Origin of the sequence: Nocardia sp. FBN12 (assembly GCF_050320175.1) — a bacterium.
Taxonomy (GTDB): Bacteria; Actinomycetota; Actinomycetes; order Mycobacteriales; family Mycobacteriaceae; genus Nocardia.
Genome location: NZ_CP190048.1, coordinates 2,242,607 through 2,259,425, shown reverse-complemented (window position 1 = coordinate 2,259,425; position 16,819 = coordinate 2,242,607). Strand labels below are relative to the sequence as shown.

Below are 16,819 nucleotides of genomic sequence, written 5' to 3'. Positions count from 1 at the left end.
CATACAGGGGGTCAATCATGTCCACAGCTGTCGATTTCGCGGCCAGGCTCATCGATCCGCGGGCAATCGCCGCGGCGGGCCATTCCGCGGTTCTCGCCTACATCTCACCGAGCAGGCCGGGCGCGAACTTCGGTGCCAAACCGATCACCGCCGACTACGCCCGCGCGCTCATCGCCGCCGGGCTCGACATCGTCTCCATCTGGCAGTACGGCAAACCCGGCGACGCGACACCGTCGGACTGGACCACCGGTTTCGACGGCGGTCGGCGGATGGCGGAGCAGGCCATGGCCACCCATCTGAGCGTGGGCGGGCCGCGACAGGCACCGATCTTCTTCGCCGTCGACGAGGACATCTCGCTGTCGCAGTGGAACAGCACGGCGGTCGAGTTCTTCCGCGGGGTCAACTCGGTGCTGGGTACGGCATGGACCGGGATCTACGGGCATGCGCGGGTGTGCGCGTGGGCGATCGAGGACGGGGTGATCGGTGCGCGCGGGGAATTCAGCTGGGCCTGGCAGACGCGGGCCTGGTCAGGGACCGAACGGGAACCGCGCGCCGTGCTCTACCAGCGGGTGATCGACACCCCGAGCAACCCCGGACCGCTGATCGACGGCACCCGCGTCGACGTCAACGACATCCTCGCCCCCGATTTCGGGCAGTGGGCGCTCGACCGCGAGGTGTCGGTACCGCAGTTCACCGAGATCGACCGGCTCGGCGGCTCGCACTCTGCGCGCGACGGCGCCCGGGTCACCAACTTCCTGCTGCACACCCAGGAAGGCAACGGCACCGCCGAATCCCTTGCCGCCTACCTGAACAACCCGGACAACGGAGTGTCCTACCACTACACGCTGCGCGATGCGGTGGTGGTGCGGGTGGTGCCGGAAGAGCTCGCGTCGTGGTCGGTGCTGTCGGCGAACCCGTTCACCGTGAACCTGTGCTTCGCGGGCAGCCGGATCGCGTGGTCGCGTGCACAATGGCTGGCCATCGACGGCGATCTGCGGATCGCGGCGTTCCTCGCGGTACGCAGCGCGCACCGGCACGGGTACTCGACCGAGGTGATCGAGCCGGATTACCACGTGGGCGAGGGCATCTCCGATCATCAATACGTCACGCGGGCTCTCGGCATCGGCTCGCATACCGATGTCGGCCCGAACTTCCCGTGGGATGTGTTCGCCGCCCATGTCGCCTCGTTCGCCGGGGGTACCGGACAGACCGCGATCGATGCCCGTGCGGCCGCGTCCCCCTGGTTGGGCGCGCGCCGCACCGACGGCGAACTCACCACCCCGGACAGGTCAGGGCGTTTCGCCGAATTCGAGCACGGTTACGTGTACTGGCATCCGGCCACCGACGCCCATTCCATCCCGACCGCGATCATGGCCAAATACGCCGAGTTGGGTTGGGAGGCAGGCCCATTGGGATACCCGACGGCCGAGCACGCCGAGCTCCCCGACCCCCGCGGCACCGGGCCCGGGCTGGCACAAGCCTTTCAAGGCGGCACGGTCTACCGCCGCGCCGCGCAACCCGCGCACTGGGTGCACGGTGCGATCGGCGCGCGGTGGGCGGCGGCCGGTCACCAGAACGGCGAACTCGGCTGGCCTGCATCCGACGAGATCGCCCACGACGACGGTGTTTACCAGGCGTTCGAGTTCGGGCGGATCTACTGGGTGCCCGAACAGATCGTGGCACTGCGCAATTCCGGTGATCCCGACACGCCGTTGGCCCGCCCCGCGTAGAGATCGTCGACGCCGCGAGATCCGGCGCTGACGTGAACCCACCAAACCCGAATCAGGACAGCAGGATCGCGAGGGTGGTGGCGCCGGCGCTCAGCACGAGCGCCGCCACCACCAGGATCGCGATCAATCGCGTCCGCGATGACGGGGCGGTGTAGGTGTCGTCGGCGTTCAACATGTCGTTGATGTCGATGGCGGCGAACTCACGCGTCGATTCGAGAGGGCCGGGCTGCTCGGTCATGTGGATACGGTAGTCCAGGTCGCTACTCACCGCCGCATCATGAGGCTCCTCGGCGAGACCCTTATGGCCGCGGCACCGGCGTGCGGGCGGCGGCGAGGAGTTCGTCGAGTTGCGCTTCGGCGCGTTCGGCGCGGGCCAGGGTTTGTTTGCGGGCGTCGTCGAGTGCGGCCCATCGTTCGGCGGCTTCGGCGCGAACCTGCTCCAGGGCGGCCGCCGATTCGTCCCGGCGTTGCTGTGTTTCGGTGCTGACGGTTCGGCGTAGGTCGGCCAACTCGGTTCGGGTGCGGTCGAGCTCGCCGCGTGCGGTGTCGAGTTCGGTGCGGGCGCGTCGCCATTCCTCGCGCGCTTCGGCGGCGGCTTCTACGCGTTCGGCGGTGGCTTGCTCGGCGCGTTCGGTGGCACGGTCGGCGTCGGCGGCCCGCTGGATCGCCAGGTCGCGTTCGGCGTTCGCGGCGGCGATCCTGGCCTCGGCATCACGGCGCTGATGGGCGATCTCGGTGTCGGCGCGCTGTTCGGCGCGGGCGACGGTGTCGGCGGCTTCTTGTTTCGCTGTGTCGATGTCGTCGGCCGCTTGTCGTTGCGCCGCACGGACTTGCGCCTCGGCCTCGCTGCGTGCCGCGAACACGTCCTCGGCGGCCTGGCGGGTCAGCACGTCCACCGAAGCCACCACTTCGTCCCTGGCCGCTAGTGCCTCACCCACGGCCTGCTCGGCCTGTTCCGCGGCGGTGACCGCCTCTTCGGCCACCGATTCCGCCAGCGCCCGTGCTTCTTCGGCTTCGCGCCGTGCCTGTTCTGCTGCCACTGTCGCCATTTCCGCCTCGGCGATTCGTCGAGCCGCGTCCGCTTGCGCGGCCTGGACCTGCGCCTCGGCCACCGACGGGTCCCCGATCGTCTGCAGTTCGGCCACCGCCGCGTTCAACGTGGTCCCCAACTGCTCGGCCAGCCCACGGAACTGCCCGAGCAGTTCATCGGCCCGCAACCGCGCCACCGTCACCGGCCCCTGAGTCGTCACAGTGACAGTTGCCGCGGCACTGTCGGACTCCTGTTGTTGCCGTTGCCTTTCCCGCCATGCCCGCCACCGGGTGTGGTCCGGGTGATCGCAGTACTCGGAGGGACGACCCGGTCCACCGGCGCGAGTAATGGACCGGGCACAGCCTGGATAGTTGCAGACATTCGACACGAGAGAATCGTAGCGTTGGTTTCGTCATTCACACACGTATTAGACGAAACGAAACGCGTGTCGCCCCTGGGGAAGTTGAATCCGACCATCCGTGTCCTGACCACCGATAAGTGAACATTATCGGCGGTCAGGACACGGGCCGGTTTCAAATGACCTTGAATAATTTACGTTTACGTTTGTGAGACCCGTCATCAAAAGGTCAGTGCCGCGACCAGGCGATACGTCGGTCGTGTCAGTAGAAGGCGTCACTGGATGTCAGTAGTTGAAAGCCAGCTGGAGGTAGTTGGCGTCCACTTGTATTGCGGAAGTGACGCTTCCGGCGTCCGGCGCAACGCCGTCTTCAGCAAGGCCTGGTATGGATGCCACAGGCACCGCTCCCCCGCCTAGTCCATGTCCAGCGCCACAAGGAGGAGGCAGCTGAGGGCTTTTGCTGTCATCCCATGACGTGCGTCATGTCATGTCAGTGCGGATGACCTGGCGCTACGTCACTCGATGTCAGTGATTGCGTCACTGGAATGTCAGTCGATTTGGACGGGTGTAGTCGACTTCCATCGGGAACAACGGATCGCCGCTTCGTCTCAGGTCCAGTGGAGTCGGTTCAGGATCTCGTCATACCGGCGCGACACCTCGTCATACACGTTGTCGAGGTCGAGGTCGTCAAACAGAGTGACTGCGTTCTTGCGTGCCTGCACACCGCGGTCGTGGACGTCTGGAAGCGGCGAGTCAGGGACCAACGAAAGCTCGGAACGGCCGGGACGCGCATCGCCGCGGTCTGGTATTCGGGACCGGTGCGACCGAACTTGCCCCGAGAGGTGGTTTCGGACGATACTGCGGACCGAGGTAGCGGCCATGTGCGTCATCGGCAGCGGCGGTCGGCCGTCCCGGTCGATGGACACCAGCAACGGCACCGCGAGCTGCGTGGAGTCGAGCGTGCTGGGCTGGCGAGCTCCGGTGGTGAGCCAATCCCGAGCCGCTGCCATGGTGGCGGGCGCCTGAACCAGCAGCGGAACAGCGGCGGTCCATCGGTGCAGCACCGCCACCGGACACGAGTCCTCGTTGTCGGTCGCGTGCAGGACCGCCAGCGGTACGGAGCCGATGATCACCTGATCAGGGTGAGATTCGAGATCGCTGAGACGGAGTTCGGCGATGGTCTTGTACGGCAGACCCGCGGCGGCGAGAACGAGCATGGCCGCGTCGCGGCGCCCGAACAGCCCCTCGGGCCAGCCCCATTCCGGCAGCGGCAGCACTTCCTGCACCCGAGCCCTCAGCGTAGCGGTTCGGTCGTAGCGGGCTGCGGTGAGCGCATCACGCAGTGCAGCGGCACGTCCTGGCGGAGGGTACCCGAAGGTGGTGTGTGCGTGGTTGATCGCGGCGAGGCGTCCACGCTGGGTGCTGTCCGCGGCGGGGTGGCTGATCAGGTAGTCCAGGATCACCAGCGGGCCAGCCGGTAGGAACGTCTCACCGCGAGAGCGTGCCCAGTCGGTGAACCGGGCCCAATCGTAGCGATACCGTGCCGCGATCTGCCAGGTCATAGCAGCGGCAGCAGGGTGACGGCGTTGTCGGCCAGAGGCGCATCCTCGCGTTGGTAGCGGCGGACCATCGCTTCGGATTTATGGCGGGTTTGGCGCATGATCTGTCGTTCGGTCGCACCGGCTCGGATCGAATCCGTCACGAATCCCGCGCGCAGGCTGTGTCCGCTGAAGGTCTTGATCTCGGCGGTGGTGTAGCCGAGGGCGCGTAGGTGTCGGCGCAGGATGTCGCCGAGAGACTCAGCACCCAGCGCTCGTCCTGTCGAGAGATTGCCGTGCCGGTCGATGCTGCAAAACGCGGGCATTTGCTGCGGCAACTCGGTGAGTTCGCCGCGACAGATGTGGTGGTCGAATGGATCAGCGGGATTGTCTCGGTCCAGGTGTAGTTTGACGGCGCCGCGACCGCCGCTGCTCTGGGCTGTCAGAACGGCACGCCACCGTACCCACGCACATGGCGGGCACACCGCCGGGTCGCTCGCACGCGGTACTGGGACGGTGACCGCGCTTTCTTGGTCGCCCTTGCTCTGCTCGATCACGATGTGGAGACCGTCAAGCCGGTGTTGCCGGATATCAACGGCCCGACGCTGGCACAGTTCAGAGGCCCGCAAAGCACCGGGGAACGCCAACAGGATCAGGGCCGGGTCACGAAGTGCGGCGAGGCGGCGGGCAACGGTGGTGGTATCAACGCGAGGCACGGCGACCAGATCACGAATGTCGCCGGTCAGCAAGGGAGCCGCACGGCGTGCGCGACGTCTTCGGCGCGTGGTGTCACGGCGGATCCCGGCGAGAGCTTCCGAGACCACGGATGCGCTGCAGGGAGAAGGGAGGCCGGCGGCGCGGTGCCGATAGGCGATGGCAGCAGCCCATCGTCCCAGTGTATCGGCCGAATAGGTGTGGTGGCCTTGGGAATCGAGGGCATCGGCGGCTTCGGTGAGATAGGCCGAGACAGTCAACGGGTGGGCTGGGACCGCCTGCCGGCCTGCAGAGCCGCACCATGATTCGAAGCGTCGCCAGTCCTGGCTGTAGGCGCGACGTGTGTTGGGTGCTTTTGCGGCAATGACGTTGCGGCGGACTCGGTCCAATTCCTGCTCGGACAGCACCGGTTCGACCGCGACTAGCACGTCGTGCGGTTGTTCGATCTCGTTCATCGAGCCCATGCCAGGCAGTATGCCCAGCCCCACCGACAGGTTCGCCGTCGTCAGCCTCTTATTGGCATTACCTCTCACTGCTGCTCGGTTCTCGATCTCTCGGTTGCCGCTGCCGACTGACACCGGCATCGACCCAGCCTCCGCCCGCCCGCCGACTGTTCCGGAGCGCGAGAGTGGGCTGACACATCTTTCTTTGGTGAGACTCCGGAGAAGAACAGTTATCCGGAACCAGGCCAGACGGATACGGGCGCTGACAATCCCGAACCAGTCATGCGCCAGGATCGATAAGGATCTTGCCTTCCACCTGCCCTGCGGCGAGCCGATCGAGTGACGCGCCCAGATGTGCCAGTCCTACCGGAGTCTCGGCGAATTCGGTGCCGAGCAGTGAGTCTGCCGCGAGGATATGCAGCGCGGCGGGGAGGTCGGTGTCGCAGACGTGGGCCAGCGTCGTGTCGAGGGTGATCTCACGGAAGATCATCGAATGCATGTCGAGGGCGGGCTTGTCCTTGGGAATGCCGACGGCTTGGATACGGCCGCCGTCGACGACCATCTCGAGTGCCGTCGCCAGCTGTCCGGGGGCCCCGCTTGCCTCGATCACGACGTCGGGTTTGCGGCCGTTTAGTGCATCGGCGAGATCGGCGGCGATGGACTCCGACGGAGTGAGGGTGCGATCGGTGCCCAGACGTTGCGCGCGGTCAAGGCGGCTGCCGGGAAAGTCGATGACTGTGATGTCGAACTCGCCGAGGTATCGCAGACCGGCGAGGACGAACGAGCCGATCGCACCGGCACCGATGATGACGACGTTGTCGCCCTCGCGCGCACCGGACCGGCGAGCCGCGTGGATGCCGACAGACAGCGGTTGGGCGAGTCCGGCGTGGTCCAGGGGCAACCCGGTGGGCAACGGACATAGTGTCTTCGTCGGGACCGCGACGAATTCGGCCATCCCGCCGTGGAGGTTCAGCCCGAGGGTCCGGTACTGCGTGCACTGGTTGGTTCGGCCTTCGCCACATCGTCGGCACTTACCGCACCAGACACCGGCACCACTGGCGACCAGGCTGCCCTCGGTGAGGCCGGAACCCGGGTCGGCTTCGACGATCTCGCCGACGAATTCGTGGCCGGGGATGATCGGGCCGAGGTGCCCGCTGTGAGGGTGGCGGCGTTGCACGGGAAAGGTTTTCGGTCCGGCGGTCCACTCGGAGGCGTCGGTCCCGCAGATTCCCGAGCGCAGCACCCGCAGGAGTGTTTCCCCGGTGCCCGGAGCGGGGATGTCGACTTCTTCGAGTCGGATATCGCGGGGGCCGTAGTAGACGGCAGCTTGCATCGTCGATGGCACAGCAGTGTCTTCCTCGTCGAGATGGTGGATAGGGTTCGAAGGCCGGCAGATGGTCTGGGTCGCCATGAGCGACCCAGACCATCGGTTGTCACACCTTGACGGGTTCTCCGTCACGTGGGTCGGTAACCGGTTGGGCGACAACGTCATCAGTGACAGTGCTGCCGCGGGGCAGGAGCAATGCCACCACTGCGGCGAGGCCGAAGAATCCCGCGCACACGATGAGGCCGCCCTGGAATCCGATGCTCGCCGCCAGTCCGGCCAGAGCGAACGGCGCCAGCGCCGAGACACCGCGACCGACGTTGAAGCAGAACCCGGCGCCGGTCGCGCGGGCCCTGGTCGGGAACAGTTCCCCGAGATAGGAGCCGAACAGGCCGAAGAAGGCGGTGAACGCGCCGAACAGCGGTCCCATCCACAGCAGGGCGGTCTCCTGGGTGGTGAGTGCGTAGATCGGCAGTGTCAGCGTGACGCCGAGCAAGGTGATGATGATCGTCCGGTGACGGCCGATGTGATCGGCGAGGTAGCCGAAACCGTTGTAGCCGAAGAACATTCCCAGATTCAGCATCGTGATGAACAGCGCGACCGAGGTCGACGGCAGCCCACGCTCGGTGGTGAGGTAGGTCGGCAGCCAGGTCATCGCACCCCAGTAGCCGAACAGCGCGAGCGCCGCCATGAGGGTGCCCAGTAGGGTGCGCCGGCGCAGCGAGGAGCCCAGCACATCACGCACGGAGACGACATCGTCGGCGTTGTCGGCCTTCTGAGCTGCCCAGGTGGCGGATTCGGAGAAGAAGATCGCGACGATGGCGATCGGCAGCACTACCGCGCAGCCCGACACCAGGAACATCAGTCGCCAATCCGGCAGGAACCAGCCCGAGATCGTGGCTGCCATCGCACCGCCGGCGGGGAAAGCGCTGATCACGAACGCGGCTGCGCGACCACGATGCTTTTCGGGCCACGTCTCGACCACGTAGGCCGAGACCACGCTCCAGACTGCGCCGAGCCCGATACCGGCGAGGAACCGCAGCAGCAGGAAGACCTCGTAGCTCGGGACCACGTAGATGGCGGCAGTGAAGATGCCGAAGATGCTCAGCGCGGCGAGCAGTGCCTTTTTACGCCCGAAGTTGTCGGCCACATAGCCACCGAGGACGCTGCTGACACCGATGCCGACCAGGGTGGCGGTAGCCAGCAGGCCGCCCTGGGTGATCGTGATGCCCAAGTCCTTACGGATGGACGGTAGCGCCATGGAGAGTAGGACGATTTCCAGGGCGTCGAACAGGTAGGCGAGGAAACACCCGCCGAGCACGATCCAACGTGTACGTCGCATCGTTGTACCTCCAGTGTGAGCTGCTGGGGGTCGTGCCCGGGCAGCAGTGATCTTCGAATTGCAGGGAACGGGTGTTCGCTGCACAGGTGGAACCGGCACCGAGCAATCGCCTGCCGGTGCGTAGTTCCGGCGAAAGGCATGGCGGTGCCGTTCGATCCGGACCTCGACGGGTCCGGTCGTGTGTGTGACGGGGGCGCTAGCGGCCGTCGTGGGTGGCCAGCACCAGGTCGAACGTGATGCTCGTCCAGCCGTCCTGCGGGTGCGTCCCGTCGGGAGCGGTGGTGTCGGTGTGGTGGACGGCCTCGACGACGAGGTTCTCCTTCACTCCGAACACCGCGTCGCAGTCGAGGTAGGGGTCGCCCGCGACGAAGATATGGGTGATCAGGGGCCGGAAATCCGGCGCGGTGACCATGTAGTGCAGATGCGCGGGGCGCATCGGGCCGCGGGCGGTCGCGGTCAGCAGGTCGCCGACCGGGCCGTCGTGGGGAATCGGATACGGCGCGGGCAGCACCGACCAGAATCGGTACTCGCCGTTCGCGCCCGAGCGCAGCCAGCCGCGACCGGCCGAGCGGTCGTCGGTGTACTGGACGTCGTAGAAACCGTCGGAGTCGGCTTCCCACACCTCGATCCGTGCCCCCGCGATCGGCTCGCCACCGCTAGTGCGAACCTGGCCCGAGACGTAGCAGGGCAGACCTTTCGCGCCCCGGGCGATATCGCCTCCGAGCGGAATCTCCGGTGCGGAATCGACGAAGAACGGACCGAACACCGTCGACTCGGTAGCGCCGGGCTCGGCGGGTTCGTTGATGGCCACCGTGAGCATGGACAGGCCGAGCACATCGGAGAGCAGAATGAATTCCTGACGCCGATTGTCGGTGATATGCCCTGCGCGAGTGAGGAATTCGATCGCCGACTCCCACTCGTGTTCGGTGAGCCGGACGTCGCGGGCGAAAGAGTGCAGGTGCCGCACGAGACTGTGCATCACCTCGCGAAGCCGAGGATCGGGCGTGGCGTCGAAGCTGGCCAGCACCTCCTCGGTGACGGCCTGTTCCTTGTCGACGGCGGTAGCCGGGTCGCCGGTCATGCCGTCGGCCCTACGGGGTGCGATCCTGCCCATGCACCGTGCAAGATCGCGCGAAGCCCTTCCGCGGTGACTCGGGTCGGGTTGTCGGCCGGGGCGATCGCCAGGATGTCGTCGATCACGTCGTCGATACCGGACTCGTCCATGCCGAGCTCACGCAGCCCCGCGGGGACGCCGACCGCACCACCGAGTTCACGCAGGCCGTCGACGATGTCGACTCGCCCGAGTGCGCGGCCGATCCGGTCGGTGGCCTCGCTCGCGTTGGGTGCGTTGTAGGCCAGTACGTAGGGCAGCACGATGGCGTGTGTATGGGCGTGGGGAAGGTCGAACGCTCCGCCGAGGACGTGGCAGATCTTGTGGTGCAGACCGGATCCGGCGATGGCGAACGCCGATCCGGCCAGGTAGGCGCCGAGCAGCAGTTCACCGCGGCTGGCCAGGCCGGTCGGGGTGGCCGCGATGGTGGTCAGCCCGTTGACCAAGTGACGGATGCCGTCTTCGGCGACCGCGCTGGACACCGGGCTTCGCCGTGGTGCCCAGAAGGCTTCGACACAGTGCGCTACTGCATTGAGTCCGCTGGCGACCGAGAGTTCCACCGGCAGAGTAAGGGTCAGCTCCGGGTCGTAGACGACGGTCTTGGGCAGTACCCGTCGATCGGTCCCGGTGGTCTTGCGCCCGCGCTCGGTCAGACCCCACACCGGGGTGACTTCGGAGCCGGCATAAGTCGTCGGCACAGCGAGGACCGGCAGACCGGTGGTCAGGGCGACGATCTTGGCCGTTCCCGTCGTCGAGCCGCCGCCCACCGACAGCACTACATCGGCGTCGGCATCGAGTGCGACCTTGCGGGCGAGCTCGGCGACCTCGGCGGGCACATGGGGACGGACCTCGGAGAAGGTTGCGACCACCCGATCGGCGAACGGTGCGCACAGCTGTGTCGCGGTGCTGTTCTCGGCATCGGTGGCGATGAGCAACACGCGGCGCGCGCCTAGCAGGTCGAGCTCGGTGAGCAACTTGGTGCGCGCGGCGCCGGCGCCGAAGACGACCCGGCCCGGCAGGCCGTCGTAGGTGAACTGTGTCATCAGATCGCTCCCGGGATGACCGTAGGTCCGTAGCCCAGCAGCAGCCACCGATCGCCGTCGCGCACCCAGACCGCGAGCGCGCTGTTGGCGAGTTGTTTGCGCACCCCACCAGCGGTGATGTCGGCGCGCATTTCACCGGAGACCAGCACGGTGTCGCCGACGACGACGATCCGGTGCACGGGGTGCTCGATCTGGTGGTAGATGTAGAAGCCGGTGCGCAGTTTCTCCAGGTAGCTGTCGAGGGTATCGACCACGGCGTTGGAGTGCGTGTAGAGCAACTCGGGGTGCGCGAACGCGGCGAAGCCGTCGACATCGCCTGCGACCACCGCGGCGTAGCGTGCGTCCTCGAGCGAGCGGATGGTCGTTTCGATCTCGGCCGTAGCGAGGGTGTCGCTGGTCATGAGAGGGCTCCTGTCTGTGGTGCGGTGGAAAGGGTTTCGCGCAACATCACGCCGTTACGGCGGCGCAAGACGGTGAGGACTTCGGCCATGTCGGCCTGACCCAGCCCGGTGGCCACGGCGTCGTCGAGGACGGCGAACGCGGCTTCGGATCCGGGCAGGATCAGCCGGTGGCGGTGGGCCAGCGCGAGAGCAAGGCCGAGGTCCTTGCGGATCAGCGATACCGGCGCCGCGACCGGGGTCGACTCCGGCGCGAGGTAGGCCTGCTGCTTGTAGCCGACATAGGGTGCGCCCGCCGCGCTGTTGCGCAGGATGTCGTAGAACGTATCCGGGTCGAGGGCACCGGCTTCGGCGAGCAGAAGTCCTTCCGCGACAGCCTGACTCAGCCCGGCCAGGACGGCGTTCACCGCGAGTTTGGCCGTGGACCCCGAGCCGACGGGTCCTGCGTGGAACTGGGCGGTGGTCATCGCGGCCAGGACCGGCTGCGCCCGCTCGAACTGTTCGGGCGTGGCGCCGACCATCGTGGTGATAGCTGCGGTTTCGGCCATCGACACACTGCCCGACACCGGGGCATCAATCACCGCGAGGTGCGGTAGGTCGGCGAGTTCGCGGACGACCTCCGGGCCGACGGTACCCATCACGATGTGCAAGTGGCCGGGCGCGACGGTGCGCAGACCCTCGATCACCAGGTCGCGGGTGGATTCACCATCGGGCAGCATGCTGATCGTCAACGCGGCGGCGGCCAGCGCATCGGGGAAGTCGACGGGGCCGACCCCTTCGGGCGCTTGCTCGACATGGGGGTCATAGGCGAGAACGGTATGTCCTGCCGCGGCCAGGTGGGCGGCCATCGGCCTGCCCATTCGGCCCAGGCCCGCGAATCCGATCAGCACGGCCCCTCCCCCGCTACGCAGGCTGTCGCCGCGAATCGGTGAGCGGTGGTGAGAGGCGGAGAAAAGCAGGTCGACCGAAGTCGCGCAATCGGGAAAGACACGAGTCTCCTTCGTCGTCGATGACGGGGAACGGGGCTGAAGCCACCGCGAATGTGTTCAGTATCATTAAACATATAGAGAGTGATGTCAACCACGGAACAACGGTCACCACATCTAGCGAGGCTCACCAGCGGTATTCGAATCGCCGAGAAGAGGCACCTCAGGCGCAGAAGCCCGCTCGAAAACGGCACGTCGGGACGGGCTACCACGGTTAACGATGCGCCGCAGGTAGTGTTCACTCATAATGAACCCGTAGTGTTCACTGATAGTTGATTTTGTTTCGGCGAGTAGACAGAGGTGCGCTGATGCAGGACAGGATCGGGCCGGCGTTGAAGCAGGCGCGTCTGGATCGGGGTTCGAGTCTGCGCGGGTTGGCGGCCGCGGCGGGCATCTCCGCCAGCCAGCTCTCACAGATCGAGAACAACAAGTCCCAGCCGTCGGTGAGCACCCTCTACGCCCTGGTCAACCATCTCGAGGTCTCCCTCGATGATCTTCTGGGCCTGCGGTACGGCCGCGCCGAGTCCACCGCCGAACCGGCCGGGCACTCGGGCACGAGCCGGTCCTCCGGAGTGGTTCAACGCGCCGCGGACAACCCGGTGCTGGAAATGGCCAACGGGGTCCGGTGGGAAAAGCTCGCGGTCGACCCGCACGCAGGCGTCGACGCCCTGCTGGTCACCTACGAGCCGGGCGCCGCGAGCTCGGTGGACCGAATGCCGATGCGCCACTCCGGGACCGAGTACGCCTATCTTTTCTCCGGGGAGTTGACGCTGCTGCTCGACTTCGACAGGTACATCATCGGCGCGGGCGACTCGCTGTGCTTCGACTCCACCCGGCCACATATGTACGTCAACCAGTCGAGCGAACCCGCGCGCGGCGTGTGGTTCGTCGCGGGCCGCCACGAATCCGGCCCCACCCGGGCATGGGTCGCCGCACAGCTCGGCGAGTCCGACACCGCATCACCCCTGCGCGTGACGAACGCGGTCGACGCACTGGATCTACTCGGCGCCACCGCCGTACGACCACCCGCGGTCAAACCCGGCCGCGACAGGTAGTCGCGACCGGGTCCCGGGTGGATCAGAGGCGTTCGAAAACGGCCGCCAGCCCCTGGCCGCCGCCGATACACATCGTTTCGAGGCCGTAGCGGCCTTCGCGGCGGGTCAGTTCGTGCAGCAGGGTGGCCAGGATTCTGGCGCCGGTGGCGCCGACCGGGTGACCGAGGGAGATTCCCGAGCCGTTGGGGTTGACGCGCGGGTCGTCGGGTTCGATCTTCCAGGTCCGCAGCACGGCCAGCGTCTGGGCGGCGAAGGCCTCGTTGAGTTCGATCACGTCCAGGTCGTCGAGTGTGAGATCCAGTCGCGCGAGCGCTTTCTCGGTCGCCGGTACCGGTCCGATGCCCATGGTGGACGGCGGTACGCCCGCGACCGCCCACGACGCCAGTCGAGCCATGGGGCGCAGCCCGAGTGCTTGTGCACGCTGCGGTGTCGTCACGATACAGATAGCCGCGCCGTCGTTCTGACCGCTGGAATTTCCGGCGGTCACCGTGGATTCGGGATCGATACCGAGACGGATCGGGCGCAGCTTGCCCAGCGTGTCCAGGTCGGTATCGGCTCGTGGATGCTCATCGGTGCGCACCAGCAGTGGCTCCCGCTTGCGTTGCGGCACAGCGACACTCACCAGCTCCGCTTCGAAGCGGCCATCACGTTGCGCGGCGATTGCACGCTGGTGCGACTGCACTGCGAGCGCGTCCTGGTCCGCGCGGCTGATCGCGAACTGCGCTCGCAGGTTCTCCGCAGTTTCGATCATGCCGCCGTCGACCGGAAAGTTCTTGCCACCGGCGGTGATTCGCGCACGCGCGAGGCGGTCGTGCAACACCGGCCCGTCACCACGGATGCCCCAGCGGATGTCGGTGGCGTAGAACTCGGTGCGGCTCATGGACTCCACGCCGCCCGCCAGGACGAGATCACTGCCGCCGGATTGCACCTGCATGCAGGCTTGCAACACTGCCTGCAGACCGGACCCGCAGCGCCGGTCCACCTGGATGCCGGGCACGCCGATGCCGAGGCCGGCGTCCAGCGCGGCGATGCGGCCGATCGCGGGCGCCTCGCCGTTGGGCGAGGACTGGCCGAGGATGACGTCGTCGACGGTCGTGGAGTCGAGTCCGGTGCGGGTGATCAGTTCGGTGATCACGGCCGCGGCGAGGTCTTGCGGTGCGATGTCTTTGAACACCCCGCCGAATCGTCCGACCGGGGTTCGCAGTGGTTCGCAGATAACAGCTTCGGGCATAGCTCTTCCTCGTAGGTGTCAGGTGGTGGATCGGATCCGGGTGAGGTCGTGCTCGATCGCGGCACCGGTCTCGAGCAGGGCGGGAACCAGGGAGTCGCGGACCTCGCGCAGCGTGTAACGGGCGGCCTGGGTGGAGATGTTCACCGCGGCGACGACCACGCCGTGCTGGTCGCGCACCGGCGCCGCCATCGACCGCAGACCGTGCTCGAGTTCCTGGTCGACGACGCAGTAGCCGTCCGCGCGGACCTGGGCCAGCTCCGAGCGCAGTTGTCGTTTCGTAGTGACCGTCGTGTCGGTGAGGGGCGTCAGCTCGATCGCGGCCAGATAATTCTCCAGCGCGTCGGCGTCGAGGTCGGCGAGCAGAACCCGGCCCATCGAGGTGGCGTAGGCGGGGAAACGGGTCCCGATGTTGATCGACACGGTCATGATCCGGCTGACGGGGACACGGGCCACGTAGACGATGTCGGTGCCGTCCAGGATCGACACCGAGGTCGACTCACGAACCTTCTCGGCCAGCGCCTCGAGGTGCGGGCCCGCCAGATCGGGCAGGCTCAGGCTGGACAAGAAGCTGTACCCGAGCTCGAGCACGCGCGGCGTGAGCCAGAACTGGTTTCCATCCGAGCGCACATAGCCGAGCTCGACCAGGGTGAGCAGGAAACGCCGGGCGGTGGCCCGGGTCAGGTCGGTGGCCTGGGCGACCTCGCTGAGGGTGCGCCGCGGATGTCGGCCATCGAAGGCCCGAATGACGGCGAGGCCGCGCGCGAGGGACTGCACGTAATCCGACGACGGTTCTGTCATGGCTGCGGTAACTCCTTCTCCCACTGGGCCCGATGGCGTCCACCCCGCGGCGAACGTCGGTGCACCGAGCCGGGCCCGAGGCTACGTCGCGACGGCCAGGCACGAGGCTCGGCATGCACGAAGAACGCGTGTTCATGATGTGAACACAAGTCCGTATTGCGAACACGCTACGTCCACAGCTCCAGCCTACGCAAGTGTTCGTCATACGAACGAGGGTGCGCATTGCGAACATCTCGGCTAGCATCGCTGGCGTGATGGACAAAGTCATTGCGACGGCCACCGAGGCCGTCGCCGATATTCAGGACGGCGCGTCGTTCGCGGTCGGCGGATTCGGCTTGGTCGGCGTGCCGCAGGTACTCATCGACGCCGTACTCGCCCACGGCGCCACCGATCTCGAGGTCGTGAGCAACAACTGCGGCACCGCGGGTGTCGGATTGGGCGTGCTCCTCGAGGCTCACCGGATCCGCCGCACGACCAGCTCCTACGTCGGATCGAACGCGGAGTTCGCGCGTCAGTTCCTCGCCGGCGAACTCGAAGTGGAACTGACGCCGCAGGGCACCCTGGCCGAACGGATGCGGGCGGGCGGTGCGGGCATTCCGGCGTTCTTCACCCCTGCGGGCGTCGGCACACAGGTCGCCGACGGCGGCCTGCCGCTGCGCTACGACGGCGACGGCGGGATCGCGCTGGCCAGTCCCCCGAAGGAGACGCGCGTCTTCGGCGGGGTGCCCTACGTGCTCGAACACGCGATCGTCACCGATTTCGCGCTGGTGCACGCCTGGAAGGGCGACCGCCACGGCAACCTCGTCTACCGCCGCAGCGCGCGCAACTTCAATCCCCCGGCCGCCACAGCGGGCCGAATCACCATCGCCCAGGTCGAGCATCTGGTGGAACCGGGCGAGCTGGATCCAGACGAAGTGCACACCCCCGGCATCCACGTACAGCGCGTGGTGCACGTGGGCACAGTCGAGGTCGGAATCGAGAACAGGACGGTGCGGCCATGACGTGGACACGCCAGGAGTTGGCAGTGCGGGTGGCCGCCGAACTCAGTGACGGCCAGTACGTCAACCTCGGCATCGGGATGCCGACGTTGGTACCCAACTATCTGCCCGACGACGTCACGGTCGTCCTGCATTCGGAGAACGGCGTACTCGGCGTGGGGCCCTACCCGACCGAGGACGAAGTCGATCCCGAGCTGATCAACGCGGGCAAGGAGACGATCACCGTTCTGCCCGGCGCCTCCTATTTCGACTCGTCGCAGTCCTTCGGGATGATCCGCGGCGGCTGCGTCGATGTCGCCGTGCTGGGCGCGATGCAGGTCAGCGCCCACGGCGACCTGGCGAACTGGATGATTCCGGGCAAGATGGTCAAGGGCATGGGTGGCGCGATGGACCTGGTCCACGGCGCGAAACGTGTCATCGTGATGATGGAACACCGTTCCCGCAGCGGCGAACCCAAGATCGTCGAGCAGTGCACCCTGCCACTGACCGGGTTGGGTTGCGTGCACCGGATCATCACCGAGATGGCCGTGCTCGACATCGGCCCCGACGGGCTGACACTCGTCGAAATGGCGCCGGGCGTCAGCGAATCCGACGTTCGCGCGGCCACCGGAGCAGATTTCACAGTCGCGCTCGCGACCGCTTCCGCCCGATGAGATCCGGTGTGAAGCCCGTGCCGAAGGGGGGTGCGGGCCTCACACCGACCTGGCCCGTTTGCGAAGC

Annotated in this window: 16 protein-coding genes; 4 read left to right on the top strand and 12 right to left on the bottom strand. The window is 66.8% G+C overall.

Annotated features, from left to right (window positions below; genetic code table 11):
• Window positions 1-17 precede the first annotated feature (17 nt).
• A complete protein-coding gene (locus tag ACQHI0_RS11005; protein ID WP_427907832.1) occupies window positions 18-1,730 on the top strand; it encodes a glycoside hydrolase domain-containing protein in 1,713 nt (570 codons plus the stop codon).
• A gap of 52 nt (window positions 1,731-1,782) precedes the next feature.
• On the opposite strand, the gene ACQHI0_RS11000 is transcribed toward ACQHI0_RS11005, so the two are convergent.
• The 10 genes from ACQHI0_RS11000 to ACQHI0_RS10955 all read right to left on the bottom strand — a co-directional run bounded on the left by ACQHI0_RS11000 (window position 1,783) and on the right by ACQHI0_RS10955 (window position 11,921).
• Window positions 1,783-1,998: a hypothetical protein gene (locus ACQHI0_RS11000; RefSeq protein ID WP_427907831.1), complete on the bottom strand. Its 216-nt coding sequence runs from the start codon at window positions 1,996-1,998 to the stop codon at window positions 1,783-1,785.
• 31 nt (window positions 1,999-2,029) lie between these two features.
• Window positions 2,030-2,980, bottom strand: coding sequence for a hypothetical protein (locus tag ACQHI0_RS10995; RefSeq protein WP_427907830.1), 951 nt, complete (start codon window positions 2,978-2,980; stop codon window positions 2,030-2,032).
• A gap of 746 nt (window positions 2,981-3,726) precedes the next feature.
• The gene (locus ACQHI0_RS10990; protein ID WP_427907829.1) at window positions 3,727-4,680 is read right to left on the bottom strand and encodes a recombinase; all 954 of its coding nucleotides are present in this window, start codon (window positions 4,678-4,680) and stop codon (window positions 3,727-3,729) included.
• Window positions 4,677-5,954, bottom strand: coding sequence for a site-specific integrase (locus ACQHI0_RS10985; RefSeq protein WP_427907828.1), 1,278 nt, complete (start codon window positions 5,952-5,954; stop codon window positions 4,677-4,679). The genes ACQHI0_RS10990 and ACQHI0_RS10985 overlap by 4 nt, the downstream gene beginning before the upstream one ends.
• A 139-nt stretch (window positions 5,955-6,093) precedes the next feature.
• Window positions 6,094-7,158 carry a zinc-dependent alcohol dehydrogenase gene (locus ACQHI0_RS10980; protein WP_427907827.1) on the bottom strand — a complete coding sequence of 355 codons (1,065 nt, stop codon included), beginning with the start codon at window positions 7,156-7,158 and terminating at the stop codon, window positions 6,094-6,096.
• A gap of 88 nt (window positions 7,159-7,246) precedes the next feature.
• Window positions 7,247-8,479: an MFS transporter gene (locus tag ACQHI0_RS10975; RefSeq protein ID WP_378629248.1), complete on the bottom strand. Its 1,233-nt coding sequence runs from the start codon at window positions 8,477-8,479 to the stop codon at window positions 7,247-7,249.
• A gap of 196 nt (window positions 8,480-8,675) precedes the next feature.
• Window positions 8,676-9,560 (bottom strand): intradiol ring-cleavage dioxygenase, encoded by an 885-nt coding sequence (locus ACQHI0_RS10970; RefSeq protein WP_427907826.1) that lies wholly within the window; start codon window positions 9,558-9,560, stop codon window positions 8,676-8,678.
• A complete protein-coding gene (locus ACQHI0_RS10965; protein ID WP_427907825.1) occupies window positions 9,557-10,633 on the bottom strand; it encodes a maleylacetate reductase in 1,077 nt (358 codons plus the stop codon). Before ACQHI0_RS10965 ends, ACQHI0_RS10970 begins: the two co-directional genes overlap by 4 nt.
• Window positions 10,633-11,034, bottom strand: a complete 402-nt coding sequence (locus ACQHI0_RS10960) for a nuclear transport factor 2 family protein (RefSeq protein ID WP_427907824.1) — start codon at window positions 11,032-11,034, stop codon at window positions 10,633-10,635. Before ACQHI0_RS10960 ends, ACQHI0_RS10965 begins: the two co-directional genes overlap by 1 nt.
• Window positions 11,031-11,921 (bottom strand): NAD(P)-dependent oxidoreductase, encoded by an 891-nt coding sequence (locus tag ACQHI0_RS10955; RefSeq protein ID WP_427907823.1) that lies wholly within the window; start codon window positions 11,919-11,921, stop codon window positions 11,031-11,033. Before ACQHI0_RS10955 ends, ACQHI0_RS10960 begins: the two co-directional genes overlap by 4 nt.
• Window positions 11,922-12,325: 404 nt before the next feature.
• Between ACQHI0_RS10955 and ACQHI0_RS10950 the strand changes: the two genes are divergently transcribed.
• Complete coding sequence (locus ACQHI0_RS10950) at window positions 12,326-13,072, top strand: cupin domain-containing protein (RefSeq protein ID WP_427907822.1); 747 nt, start codon at window positions 12,326-12,328, stop codon at window positions 13,070-13,072.
• A gap of 22 nt (window positions 13,073-13,094) precedes the next feature.
• Here ACQHI0_RS10950 and ACQHI0_RS10945 read toward each other — a convergent pair whose 3' ends face one another.
• Entirely contained in the window at window positions 13,095-14,303 is a 1,209-nt protein-coding gene (locus ACQHI0_RS10945; RefSeq protein WP_427907821.1) for an acetyl-CoA C-acetyltransferase, read from the bottom strand.
• 18 nt (window positions 14,304-14,321) lie between these two features.
• Window positions 14,322-15,101 (bottom strand): IclR family transcriptional regulator domain-containing protein, encoded by a 780-nt coding sequence (locus tag ACQHI0_RS10940; RefSeq protein WP_378710897.1) that lies wholly within the window; start codon window positions 15,099-15,101, stop codon window positions 14,322-14,324.
• A 254-nt stretch (window positions 15,102-15,355) separates the two neighbouring features.
• Here ACQHI0_RS10940 and ACQHI0_RS10935 point away from each other — a divergent pair, with 254 nt between their 5' ends.
• On the top strand, window positions 15,356-16,102 hold the full coding sequence (locus ACQHI0_RS10935; protein ID WP_427909133.1) for a CoA transferase subunit A: 747 nt from the start codon (window positions 15,356-15,358) through the stop codon (window positions 16,100-16,102).
• A complete protein-coding gene (locus tag ACQHI0_RS10930; protein WP_427907820.1) occupies window positions 16,099-16,752 on the top strand; it encodes a CoA transferase subunit B in 654 nt (217 codons plus the stop codon). The genes ACQHI0_RS10935 and ACQHI0_RS10930 overlap by 4 nt, the downstream gene beginning before the upstream one ends.
• Window positions 16,753-16,819 lie beyond the last annotated feature (67 nt).